The organism is Aporhodopirellula rubra, from assembly GCF_014192335.1.
Lineage (GTDB): Bacteria > Planctomycetota > Planctomycetia > Pirellulales > Pirellulaceae > Rhodopirellula > Rhodopirellula rubra.
In genome coordinates, this window is sequence record NZ_JACHXU010000008.1 from 238,552 (window position 1) to 250,263 (window position 11,712).

Consider the following 11,712-nt stretch of genomic DNA (forward strand, 5'->3'; position numbering starts at 1 on the left):
AGCCTGATGCGTTTGCTTCGTGTGCACGGACATGTTTTCCTCGTGATTGCGATGGTCTGTTTGAGCGTGTTGACGACGAACTGTGAGCGAGCGGAGGCTCAGAGTGCGGTCGTCAAACACGAAATCACGCCGCCCTCACAGCGGGTTCGATTTCGACGAAAACCGTTGCCGATGATTCCGCCGGGTACGCGGTTTGATAAAGAACCGCCGGAGGGTTGGTCAAATCTTATTTCGTTTGTACGTGGTAAATTGTCCAGTGGTGATGTCGACGCGGTATCCGAAACGGTTAAGTATTACAGTGAGATTTTCAATCTCGTGATGCTTGCCAACACCGATACGAATGCGGACGGCGACTACGAGCTTGATCAGGTCGCGGTCGGTTTCTCGATGTTGATCAATGGAAAAAACACGATCGTTACGTCAGATACTCAATCTGACTTGGGCGGCGGTTTGTCGATCATCGGACGCAGTGTTCTCGATGGAAACGTCGAGTCGCTTTCGAAGGTGGAGCAAGTCGCGCGGACCAAAAACAGCATGGTGCTCGACGCCCCCGCGATCATCCTGCGTAGCGGCAAGCATCGCGAAATGGTCGTGAGATATTACATTTGGGTGTTCCCTCAAAACGGCAACATCGGGACGCTCGTCTGGTTGCTCGATCCGTCCTCGGATCAGTCATCGCTCCGCGTTGCTGACACCACCATACAACTGTTACCACCGAATATGCACGAAGATCGTGTGATGAATGTGGACGCGGATAAATTCAATCTATTGGGCATCCCCGCTAAGGATGCGTTCGCGTTGGTTCAAATTCCACAGGGGGTCGCGTTTGAAATGAACGAGGCCATGCGAGCGGTCGCGGCAGAGAAGAACTACACGCCTGAAACGTTCGCTGAGTTAACCGCTGCGGTGGCATCGACGTTGAAGACGGGCAAGAAAGAATAACGACCCGTTTCGGGATCTGTCCTCGTGGGAATTTGATGGCGAAGAGAAAGACTGAAGTTCGACTGCGTACTCACGGGATTTATTCACAGTGGGAGTCCGGTACCAAGCAGTTGCCGCGTTTGTATGAAGTGACAACGGAAGTCCCGGCGGTCGTCGACATCGAGTTCGGGTTCGTTGTGAACATCAAGAATGCAAAGAATCAGGAACTCTATTTCTGTATCGACCATCCCGGCATTCGTGACGACCGCGGCAAACGGCGTGCTCCCTTCGACGGAACCGTGTATGTCAAAACCAACGATTGGGATTTTTACTTGGGCGATACCGTTTGGGAGCCGATCGATGACAAGTTGGGCGAATGGCACATGTGGCTCGAGCTCGATGGCAAGGTGATCGCTGAAAAGACATTTCAGCTGTCCGCCGATCACGCCTGATCGAGGTGTTGAGTTTCAACCTCAGCGTTTGGAGCGATGCCGATAGACCGTTCGCGCGAAACCGATCGCGGCGCCGAATCCGACTGGTGAAGTGAGTTGCTGAATCGGACGACTATGTCCAGTGGCATTGACGCCGATTTGCTAGCAGCCGGCATTCACTCAACGGTCAGCCTGTGGGCGTTTTTGTCGTTTGAAGCAGTGTCACCGTGGTAGCTCGTGCGTTCAGATGAGCGACGCAATCGACGGCCAATGAAGCGAGTTTATTTCGTTGTCCATTGAGGAGCCGGTTGGATCTCGTCGGCGACAGCGCCACCTTGGTCTTTTCGACCACTGCCTTCGAGTCGGCTGATCAGGCGTACCGACATGTCATGGTCGCATGCGATCTGGCAACTCAGTCGAACGCCCGGTTCGGTGACTTCGCGGACACGCAGTGTTTCCTTTTCCGCTTCGGTCATCTTCTCCGGTTCGCCTTCGATGAACTCAACGCGGCAAGTCGTGCAGCGCGAGACACCGCCACAGGCGTGCAGTTGGTCGGTTCCCGCGTCCTGCGTCAGGGCTTGGACCAAGCGTTTGCCAGCGGGGACATCAAACGTACCGACGTTTTCGACTGTGAGTTTGGGCATCGTGGGGATTGGGTTTGAGGTGCGGAGAATGGGAACAGCAAGCGTCTAACCACAGTCGATCCGTGAACGACTGTGGCATTACTGAGGTGCAAAAAGCGGGCCGTCTCAGAGAGCCTGGGCGGTTTGGTCGCGGCTGCATTTGACGGAGTCGAAGTCGACGGTCGCAAAGTAGTCCTCGAAGGTTTCTGCACGACGAATTTCCCGCACTTCACCGGCGTCACTGAAGAGAATCTCCGCGGAACGCAATCGTCCGTTGTACTGGAAACCCATCGAGTGGCCGTGAGCACCGGCGTCATGAATGACCAGAATGTCACCGACTTCGGTTTTGGGGAGTTCACGGTCGATCGAGAACTTGTCGTTGTTTTCACAGAGCGAACCGACCACGTCGACAGTTTGTTCAGCGGGGGCATCTTCTTTGCCGAGGACACTGATGTGGTGATAGGCACCATACATGCCCGGACGCATCAGGTTGCTCATGCAAGCGTCGACACCGACATAGTTTTTGTAGGACGTTTTCTGGTTGATGACTTCGGTGATCAAGAAACCAAAGGGACCCGTCATTGCACGTCCGTTTTCCATCATCAAACGGACCGGTGGAAGTGCCGAAGGAGTCAGTTTCGCTTCGTACAACGCTTGCACGCCACGCCCGAATTCGGCGATGTCGATTTCCTCTTGTTCCGGTCGGTAGGCGACTCCGATGCCGCCGCCGAGGTTAATGCATTCAACCGCGACGCCGGTTTGCTCGTGAATTTGAATTGCCAAATCGAAGAGCATTTCGGCGGTTTGCAGCAATGCGTCGACGTTGAGTTCATTGGACACGACCATCGCGTGAAGTCCGAATCGCGTAACGCCGAGTTCGGCGCATCTCGCGTAGCCTTCGAAGATCTGTTCGCGGGTGCAGCCGAACTTGGCCTCTTTCGGATCGCCAATGATGACGTTGCCTTGTCGCTCGGGACCGGGATTGAACCGGAACGAAACCATTTCTGGCATCTGTTCGAGTTGCAGCAACTGGTCGATGTGATGGGGTGTGTCGAGGTTGATGATCGCTCCGATTCGGGCGGCGATCGCGAACTCTTCGGTGGTCGTGTTGTTGGACGTGAACATCACGTCGTGGCCGGTGATGCCGAGCCGTTCGCAGGTGATCAGTTCGGCCACGCTGCTGCAGTCGGCGCCGCTGCCTTCTTCGGCCATGAGGGCCACGATATGCGGGTTCGGAGTCGCTTTGACCGCAAAATATTGCTGAAAGCCCTCGTTCCATGCGAACGCCGCGGTCAGATCCCGAACGCGTTGGCGAATGCCGTCTTCGTGATAAAGAACGAACGGGGTCGGGTGGTCGGAAATGATGCGGTCGATCAAAGGGCGATCGAAAGGCAGTGTTTTAGCGGCCATGGGGTAACTTCGAGGATCCAAACCGAAAGAGGTGACACGTCAGACGTACCAGGAAGGATAGTCTCGGTGGCAAGTTTGGAAAACCGGAGAACGTGGCCGCCGGTAACGATCAGGCCCCCCCGCGAACGCCTCGGGTCAGTTGTTGTCGCCCAGCGAGAAGGAGACCCCGCCGAATGGCACGATTCCGTAAATTCCTTCGGTAAAGACCTGTGTCACGAAGCGATCGAACAACCGGATCGGTGCTGGGGGGACGATGATCACGTCGCCGTCTTGGACCCAAATCTCGTCCGCCGGACGTGACGCTTTTGCGAGCAGAGCGGCACGTAGGTCGAGCACGGTGGAGAGCAATTCCCAATTTGGACCGCGTCGGAACACGACGACCTGCCGCAGGTTGGCTCCGGGGACATAGCTGCCCGCGAGGCTCATCGCACCGAGAACCGTGGTCGGTGCATCCATTTCGAAACGACCAGGTGCCGCGACCTCGCCGAGGACGTAGACGTAGTGCGGAGCCTGCTCTTCGAGCATAACTTCGACCTCGAGCCCGGCACCGAGTGAGTCGTATCGAAGGTTGATCTCACGTTTGAGTTCGGCCATCGTCAAACCTTGCGTCGGGATCGCACCCAAACGCGGCAGACGCAAGGTTCCTTCTGGGGTTACCGTTTGAACGGTTTGTTGCGGATTGAAACCTTCCGAACCGCTGATCGCCTCGCGGATTTGTCTCGCAACGTTACCGGTTTTGACCGGAGTGACGTCGATTGACGGGTCTGGATAATACTCTTCGTAGCGATCGTTGAGCAGGTCACGCAGTTGTTCGATCGTTTGACCGGCCGCATGAACTTGGCCAATGAATCGCAACGTCAGCGTGCCGTCGGGTTGAATTTCCAAACCCCGTTCGAGCGTACCGCGGGTCAAGTTTTCGTCCGCATCGGATTCGATCAACAGTTCGTCGCCGACAACTAATCGGTACGATCCGATGGTGCGGATCGTTTTGATCAAGAACGTCAGTTGCACTTGGTCGCCCGCCCGCAACCGGTATTCGGGCAACGGTGCCGATCGCGAAGGACCGGCATAGCCGCCGGGGCCATAGAGATTGAACGGTGAACCTTGTGGGCATCGCCAGCATTGGCAGGACGCTCGTTCGCGAGTTCCCACTCCGACGCAAACGCCGACTTTATCGCATACGCCTACACCATGACGGTCGACACAGCCGCCGCATGAAGAGCACGTGACCTGGGAAACAGGCATGTAGGGACGGTGACTCGCTGGCATCGGCCAACGCGCCATCTCATCTTCAACTAAACCGGTCCAAGAGGTGGCATTGGAATAGCGATTGTCGATCGGAGCGGAGAGTACGGATTGCGATTGGTCGTCATACCTTGTGTTATTTGCCGAATCGTTTCGGTCGGAGCCACGTGAGTCATCTTGGTCATCATCGAGGTAGTTGGCGCGATCGCTGTGGCGACTACGCGACTGATTTCGGTTTGTGTCATCACGGTCACCGGATCTCGCGGGTGGTGATGACTTGGTCGCGGGTGGAGTCAATCGGTCGGCGCCCAATCGGCTGGGACGTTCGGTCGGTTTGTCGGTATTTCGCGATAACGGCGGTGGAATCTTGCGATCGGGGGCCGCAACGTCTCGGTCTCGTGGGTTGAGCGGCAAGAGCAGATCGTCCAAATCGCGATCCGGTGGGTCGAGCAAATCGCTCGGTGATGCGATGTCTTCGGTGTTTTTTGAACGCGGTACGGGAGGCGGCAACAGATCGTCGTCTCCGGTGTAATCGCTGGCACTGGAATCTTGTGTGCGTGGTTTGGTCGGCGTTAGTTTTGGAATCAGGTCAAGGGACCGTGACTCGAAACGAGCACGAGCTTCCGCTTTTGCTTTCTCTTTGCGAAGAATGTGTTCCTCGAGGGAACGGCGATACTCTTCCATCGGATCCGATGCACCGTTGTCGGCAACGTTGGTGATCGGTGTGCTGGTGTTGGGTTTGGTTTGTTGAACGAAAGGGTTCGATGTCGGCGTGCTGGGCCGATTCAAACGCGGGGCAGGGAGCTCAGCCGATGGCGAACCGGGGCCGATGAACTCTTGCGCGGAGGCCCGTTGGCAATGTGTCACGCCAACCGAAAACAGCGCGCAGCAGGCAAGCGACAGCAGACCGGTGAAAGAACCGCAAGAGGCAGAGACAAACCGTGTTCGGTTGCACGAATTAAGATGAGTGTGTGTGCGCATCATAGAATTACCAAAACAGGCGGCGTGCGGGCTGTGTCGGCGCGGTGGATGCCGATGGTGTGGGAGACCAGTTCTCAGGCAGCGTCGGGTCAACGATTTGGCCGACCTGAGTGGGCGGATTCACCGATGGACGTATGCCGCGACCGGTTGCGTTGGTGGGACGTGTCGCGACGCGGTACTGCTGCGCCGGTGGTCCCTGATTCGTCGCAGCGGCGGTCGCCGCGACCGAAGAAGCCATGGCGGGCGGCACGTTTTGACCGGTTCGGGCGAACTCCTGTGGAGACATCATCCTCACGGGCAGCTCGCTGGGCAGTTGCTGCGAGGCGAGCTGTTTTTCGCATTGATCGACTAACACAAAGTCACCCGATTTAGCGGCCGCTTCGAGTAAGGATTCGACGCGTTGACGCGTGGGCGCGACTCGGACACTTTGCAGCAACAGTTCTTTTGCCGCGTTGGGGATCGATCGTTTGAGGAGCGTGCGACCGAGGTCTGCCGAAGCGTCGGCGTTCTGCGGTGCGATCTCAACGGCGGCGCGTCGATACGTCAGCGCGAGTTCGGATGAATGCAACGCGGAGAATTCCGGTGGGGAATCGATCGAGCGTCCGGTGTTGGCGGCGAGTGTTTCCAGATCGGCCAAAATCATCGTCGCCTCGGCGGCCAAGGGGCCACCGGACGTTGCATTGACCAACCGAGCCTGAGCGAATTGCAGGTAGGCATCAACGGCGCGAGCCGATGTCAGATGCGTCGTGCCGACTCCTTTGAGAACAGGCGTTTGATGAACCTCGATCAGTCTCCCAATCGCAGCGGTGTCGACCGGTCCGTAACGACCTGAAAAATCCATCGACTCACGAATCGCCACGAATGCGGTGTTTAGCTCAGTCGTGTAAGCGTTGTCGCCGTTTTGGGCATCACGCAGTGCCGCGATCGTTCGCAGGGTCTGCGTTGCGGCTTGTTTGGCCGATTCGGTGGCTCCACGTTGTGCCGCCCAATGGGCGATGCGGAGTTGTTCGACGGCGGCTGCGGCGAGTTGCGATTTACGCGAACCGAGATTGATTTCGTCGGGTGGCGGTAAGGGGCGATCGGGTTGTTGAGCGGCCTCGTAGGCGGAACGTTTCGCGCTGGCACGTTTTTGAAGGAGGCGTTGTTGACGAATCTCGGCGGGCGTCGGTGGTTCCGGTTCAGGTTCGGGCGCCGGCGGAGTCGGGGGGAGCGCCGGAGCCGGTGGCTGGATAACGATCGTTGTGGATGTCGGAGCGGGTGATGCAACGACGCGTTCCGGGGGAGTCCATGGGATCGCCGTGTTCGATGTTGCTGGCAGTGCCAACGGGCGTGGGTGCCAAACGGAATGACCGCTCGACGGGACCGGTTCACTCGCTTGAGCGGTGGCGGTCGTCGTTGTCGACTTCCAGCCGTCACCGAACACTGTCTGAGACGTTGCCGTCAAATTCAGTGCGAGGGCCGCGACAAGAAGGCGGCCGGTCGATTTACTGTGTTGAATGTGCCCTGAAGGGCGGTGCCGAAGCATATCGCGATCCATCGCTCTAGGTGAATTTCGTCCATGAAATACCGATTCTGTTATCGTCTGGTCTTGGCGGGCGACTCGACGTCAGAACGGCTGAAGATTGAAACATCACCCGTTTGGTGAAGTGTAACCCCGATCAAGCGGGCAACCCTGATAACCGGCACTGCTTTCCTGGTTGATAGGGTTTGCAGTTGGACGCCGGTTTAACGGCTACCCGCCGATCGCAGCGATTCTCTGACTTAGCAATGAACCGATGAGTAAAAAACTACCCAAAAAAGCGATCTGTAAGTGGGACCGCAGCACGTTGGAAAACGCATTGCCGCTTTTGGCCGAACAGATTGTGGACGCGACGCTCGTCTGTCGAAAATGTGGTCGTGCGGCTTCCGACAAACGTTTGTTGTGTAAGCCGGTGAAACTGAAGCCGCTTCTTCCGATCCGCGATGAGACGAACCCGTGAATCCTAATCTGCTGATCCATGACGCGGCGACCTTCTCGTTGATGCGTTCCGAACAATCGCGTGGGTGCAAGGTTACTCCGGTCGCGATGACGGTGATCGCATTGTTAGTCGTTGCCGGGTGTGGTTCATCACAAACGCCGGTTTCTGGAAATGCTCAAGCGGTTGCCTCATCCAAGACTGGACAGCCCGGCACCGCGCGGCCGGATGTGGATGCGAAGACTCGTTTGCGGGAAGTCTTTCGTCGGTATCAAGTCAGTTCGTATTACGAAGATGACGGGGAAGTCGTCATTCACGCCCCAGCATCTCGAAACGGCTCATCGAATCGTGATTCTCGTTCGGCCGAGACCGAAACGGCTCCACTGCGTGTTCACTTGGACCAGCATGAACTCGCAGTCGATGCTTACACGGCCCGTATCCGTGTGACAGTCGATGCGAGTTTATCCAGTGCGGGGTCGGCCAACACGCGTGAAAACGTCGACATGACCGCATGGTTCGAGGAGCCGGAAAGTTCTCACTTCGACGCTCAAGTTTTAAAACAGCAATGGGAATCAGATGCCGCGGGCAGGTTGAGTCTGGAACGAGTGCTTCGCGATGAAGTGCTGCGTTCGCGTTTGTCCGCCGGACTCGCCGGGCCGCCCCCGCAACTCGAATGGCTGCTCGCGGATCGTCCGATGGAGAAACTGTTCGAACCCGACTCGCAGTTCCAATGGCTGGAGTCGAAAGAGATCGAACGTGAGTTGATGCATCGCATCGCGGTGACTTCCGATCGTGAACGATTTGTCTTTTGGATCCATCCGGCGACTAGCCTGATCCGCCGCGTCGAGTTACCGGTTCCCCTCACAATAGGAGCGGGCCAAAATGGGTGGTCGTTGACTCTCGAAATCAACGCGGCAACCTTCCAACCGCCGCGCAGTGGGCAGCGCTCCCAAACGATTTTTGAAGCCGAACCACGTTTTGCCGAAAAGTTCGTTCGCCAGTTCGTTCCCATTCCGCCACCGCCTCCGTCATCGTTACTCGGTCGTCGTTTCGATACGGACGATTTGCTCAATGCGAAGGGAGTAAAAGATCCCTCGAGGCTCCGAGCCGCACAATACATCGTGATTGCGATTCCACCGGACGACGACACGATGCTGCAGCGTTGGTTGTCCGCGTGGATGCAAACGTTGCCGTTGCTTTCATCGCCCGCGATGGGGCAAGTCCATCTCGTTACGGCACCATCAGATCGAAAGGTCATCGACGCCCTGCGGCAGTTTCCAACCCCGGTCGTTTCGGTGATCAATCCGGATGAGGTGTCTCAGTTGATACGCCAACTCCGATTGGGTGACAATGCGTTTGCACTATTGTCGACACCGGGGCGTGATGGTGATCCTGGTCGGCTTTTGTTGACCGAAAGTGAGACCGATATCAGTACGATCGGCAACGCGATCGCGGTGATTCGAGATTCGATCTCAGGTGTCGACGTCCCGAAAAAAATCCGTGTTGATTACGACGCTTTGATTCGTGATTACGAAGCCACTCTGCGGGCCAACTTAATATCGTTGCGGTGAAATCGTGGTAGGTTACTGAATCACGACATCACTGCGACAAGGAACGGATCGAATGCAGACCGTTCTCGCACAGTGAATCCATGCACCGTAAAACAGCGTCCAGTTGAACCGTGCGTGGTGCTCGGTTTTGGCTTCTGGCTGGTTCGCAAATTGAACAGGATTCGATGCGATGTTGGGACTTCTTCGCCTTCTATTTGGCACCAAAACGCCGCCCCGTTTGCAGGAGAATCCGGACTTGGTCTGGATGACCGAAGCGGGGAAATATGCAGGAATTCGGGCGAAAGTGGAGGAAGCGGGGCAGGGTGACGCGGCCGCGATACTGATCGTATCGCACTTCGACAATACGTTCGCGCAGATCGATCGTTTGCTGGCAAATTACAACGGTCCGGTTCCGGCAAAAGCGGTGAAAGCCAACGACCTGTCGCAGAGAACAACAACGGGCTCTCCATTCGAGGAGACGAGCACCATCGAAGTGATCTTTGCTGAACGCCATCCACTGCTTGAAGAAGACGAAGGGGCGGTTAAAGAGTTTGCCGACCAATTGCCGTGCCGGTGTCGGGTAACGCACTGCGTTTCATTCGAGGACGCGATAATGCGATCATTTGTCGACTCGTTTGTGGAGAACGTTATGTCGAAAATGGGGATGAAAGAGGACGAGGCGATTGAAAGTTCGTTAGTGAGTCGTCGAATTCGAGCTGTCCAAGAACAGAATTCAAAAAACGTCGTCTCACGTCACAAGGCGAATTCGGCGCAAGAGTGGATTGACAAAAACGTTCGCCAGAATCGCGATTGAAAAGTCGTTGGTGAGAAAAAGTTTTTTCACTCTGGTGGCGACAGACCGCTAGAATGAATTTGGCGTCATGATGAGGCCCGGCCATAAAATGACCTCTCTTCTCTCGCAAAGAACGACCATGAAATTCTTGCAAAAAATTGGTGTGATGTTTCTGCCCGTATGTCTCCTATGGGCCATTTCAGGGGCGAATTCGATGTTCGCTCAGGACATTAAAATCACGATCGAAACTAAGCCGAAGAAGGTCGACGTTGTGTCATCAACCGATGGCAAGGAACCGTTTACGGGACAACGTCCTGCCGTCGATGTTGCCATCCTTCTTGATACGTCAAATTCGATGGACGGATTGATCAATCAAGCCAGAAGCCAATTGTGGAATATCGTCCAGGAGTTTGCGAAAGCGAAGAAAAGCGGAAAGACACCTCTGCTGAGGGTTTCCATTTTTGAGTATGGGAATACACGTCTTCCTGCATCAGAAGATTATCTTCGCCAGGTCGTTCCGTTGACCGACGATCTCGATAAAGTTTCCGAAGCTCTGTTTGCTTTGAGTACCAGTGGTGGTGATGAATATTGTGGTTCCGTGATCACCGAGGCGATCAAACGTCTTGATTGGAGTAGTGAACCTAATGCTTATATGGCAATTTTTATCGCCGGGAATGAACCCTTCGACCAAGGACCCGTCGATTTTCGAACCGCTTGTAAGGGTGCGATCGAAGACGGTGTCGTGGTTAACACAATCCACTGCGGGAATTATGACGCAGGTGTGCGAGGAAAGTGGCAGGAAGGTGCCCAGCTAGCCGAAGGGAAATTCCTAAATATTAACCAAGACGAAAAGGTGGTGCATATTAAGACACCCCAGGACAAAATTATTATCGAGCTGAATGCGGCGTTGAACAAAACGTACCTTTGGTACGGATCCCAATCGCAACGAAAGAGTTACGCGACCAACCAAACGGTCCAAGATTCCAACGCGGGAAGCGGTTTGAGCAGCCGCGCGGCGATCAAGTCGAGTTCGTTGTATCGCAACGTGGGCCGGGATCTCGTTGACACGTATGAGGAGGATGCGAGTGTCATCGAACAGCTCAAAGAGGATGAATTGCCGACCGAATTGCAGGGTTTGACGGTCCAAGAGCGGGCTCGCCGGATCGCGGAGATGTCAAAACGGCGGGCGGAAATCAAAACCAAGCTGGCTGAAGCCAGCAAGCAGCGGGACGCATTCATTGCCAAAGAGCGGATGCAGCAGGCACCGTCCGCCGCATCGGCCACGCTCGGAGACGCGTTTTCCGACGCGATCGGCCAACAATTGCAACAGTCGGGATTTGAGGTCGGTCAGTAAGGACGCCGGCCATTGATTTTGGCAATTTCGCAATTGGCACCTGGGACTCTCGCCACGTGTTTGGTGGCATAAGCAGGCTTCCGCCGGGGACGTTCCAGGTATCGGCGTAATCGGACGTCAGATTCCAGCCTCATAACTCAGTTTCCAGCCTCATGACATCGTTATGACGGCATATCCTGCGGTTGCTTGAGTGCTGTCAAGCTTCGTGTGAGGCCAAGTCTTCGATGTTGGCGATCGCTTGATTTCTCGTTTGACGCAGCGGGATTCTCAACGGTGAGCCACCTTTGAAAGGGGGGCTATGTGGTGCTGAAGTTCTCTAAACATCGGCATTTGCGCCGTCCCTGATGCTCGTCTGACAACCAATATGCAGGCGTGATGGCCGGGGACCCCGAATCGGCTGCTCTCTCCCGCGGGAGCGCACTAGATGGGGGGCTTCGCCGCATGGCGAG

10 protein-coding genes are annotated in these 11,712 nt (G+C 55.9%); 6 read left to right on the plus strand and 4 right to left on the minus strand.

The genetic code is table 11. The features are described from left to right. The first annotated feature begins 6 nt into the window (after nucleotides 1-6). The gene (locus FHS27_RS13260) at nucleotides 7-942 is read left to right on the plus strand and encodes a pyruvate kinase (RefSeq protein ID WP_246419726.1); all 936 of its coding nucleotides are present in this window, start codon (nucleotides 7-9) and stop codon (nucleotides 940-942) included. Nucleotides 943-977: 35 nt separating this feature from the next. Continuing rightward, nucleotides 978-1,373, plus strand: a complete 396-nt coding sequence (locus tag FHS27_RS13265; protein ID WP_184305398.1) for a DUF3859 domain-containing protein — start codon at nucleotides 978-980, stop codon at nucleotides 1,371-1,373. Between the two features lie 260 nt (nucleotides 1,374-1,633). On the opposite strand, the gene FHS27_RS13270 is transcribed toward FHS27_RS13265, so the two are convergent. The 4 genes from FHS27_RS13270 to FHS27_RS13285 form a co-directional block, all read right to left on the minus strand. After that, nucleotides 1,634-1,996 (minus strand): 2Fe-2S iron-sulfur cluster-binding protein, encoded by a 363-nt coding sequence (locus tag FHS27_RS13270; protein ID WP_184305399.1) that lies wholly within the window; start codon nucleotides 1,994-1,996, stop codon nucleotides 1,634-1,636. A 105-nt stretch (nucleotides 1,997-2,101) separates the two neighbouring features. Beyond that, nucleotides 2,102-3,385 (minus strand): diaminopimelate decarboxylase, encoded by a 1,284-nt coding sequence (locus FHS27_RS13275; protein ID WP_184305400.1) that lies wholly within the window; start codon nucleotides 3,383-3,385, stop codon nucleotides 2,102-2,104. Between the two features lie 135 nt (nucleotides 3,386-3,520). After that, nucleotides 3,521-5,497, minus strand: coding sequence for a polysaccharide biosynthesis/export family protein (locus FHS27_RS13280; protein WP_315854552.1), 1,977 nt, complete (start codon nucleotides 5,495-5,497; stop codon nucleotides 3,521-3,523). Nucleotides 5,498-5,618: 121 nt separating this feature from the next. Continuing rightward, nucleotides 5,619-7,136, minus strand: a complete 1,518-nt coding sequence (locus FHS27_RS13285; RefSeq protein ID WP_184305401.1) for a hypothetical protein — start codon at nucleotides 7,134-7,136, stop codon at nucleotides 5,619-5,621. Nucleotides 7,137-7,386: 250 nt separating this feature from the next. On the opposite strand from FHS27_RS13285, the gene FHS27_RS13290 reads away from it, so the two are divergent. The 4 genes from FHS27_RS13290 to FHS27_RS13305 all read left to right on the plus strand — a co-directional run bounded on the left by FHS27_RS13290 (nucleotide 7,387) and on the right by FHS27_RS13305 (nucleotide 11,263). Further along, a complete protein-coding gene (locus FHS27_RS13290; protein WP_184305402.1) occupies nucleotides 7,387-7,590 on the plus strand; it encodes a hypothetical protein in 204 nt (67 codons plus the stop codon). After that, nucleotides 7,587-9,137 (plus strand): hypothetical protein, encoded by a 1,551-nt coding sequence (locus FHS27_RS13295; protein WP_184305403.1) that lies wholly within the window; start codon nucleotides 7,587-7,589, stop codon nucleotides 9,135-9,137. Before FHS27_RS13290 ends, FHS27_RS13295 begins: the two co-directional genes overlap by 4 nt. A gap of 169 nt (nucleotides 9,138-9,306) precedes the next feature. Continuing rightward, nucleotides 9,307-9,930, plus strand: coding sequence for a preprotein translocase subunit SecA (locus tag FHS27_RS13300; RefSeq protein ID WP_184305404.1), 624 nt, complete (start codon nucleotides 9,307-9,309; stop codon nucleotides 9,928-9,930). A 118-nt stretch (nucleotides 9,931-10,048) separates the two neighbouring features. Then, nucleotides 10,049-11,263 (plus strand): VWA domain-containing protein, encoded by a 1,215-nt coding sequence (locus FHS27_RS13305; RefSeq protein WP_184305405.1) that lies wholly within the window; start codon nucleotides 10,049-10,051, stop codon nucleotides 11,261-11,263. The last annotated feature ends 449 nt before the right edge of the window (nucleotides 11,264-11,712 follow it).

What these genes read in the sequence shown, in the direction of transcription:
- FHS27_RS13260 (WP_246419726.1), top strand. Translation starts at nt 7, where the DNA reads ATGCGTTTGCTTCGTGTGCACGGACATGTTTTCCTCGTGATTGCGATG.
- FHS27_RS13290 (WP_184305402.1), top strand. Translation starts at nt 7,387, where the DNA reads ATGAGTAAAAAACTACCCAAAAAAGCGATCTGTAAGTGGGACCGCAGC.
- FHS27_RS13265 (WP_184305398.1), top strand. Translation starts at nt 978, where the DNA reads ATGGCGAAGAGAAAGACTGAAGTTCGACTGCGTACTCACGGGATTTAT.
- FHS27_RS13275 (WP_184305400.1), bottom strand. Translation starts at nt 3,385, where the DNA reads ATGGCCGCTAAAACACTGCCTTTCGATCGCCCTTTGATCGACCGCATC.
- FHS27_RS13285 (WP_184305401.1), bottom strand. Translation starts at nt 7,136, where the DNA reads ATGCTTCGGCACCGCCCTTCAGGGCACATTCAACACAGTAAATCGACC.
- FHS27_RS13300 (WP_184305404.1), top strand. Translation starts at nt 9,307, where the DNA reads ATGTTGGGACTTCTTCGCCTTCTATTTGGCACCAAAACGCCGCCCCGT.
- FHS27_RS13305 (WP_184305405.1), top strand. Translation starts at nt 10,049, where the DNA reads ATGAAATTCTTGCAAAAAATTGGTGTGATGTTTCTGCCCGTATGTCTC.
- FHS27_RS13270 (WP_184305399.1), bottom strand. Translation starts at nt 1,996, where the DNA reads ATGCCCAAACTCACAGTCGAAAACGTCGGTACGTTTGATGTCCCCGCT.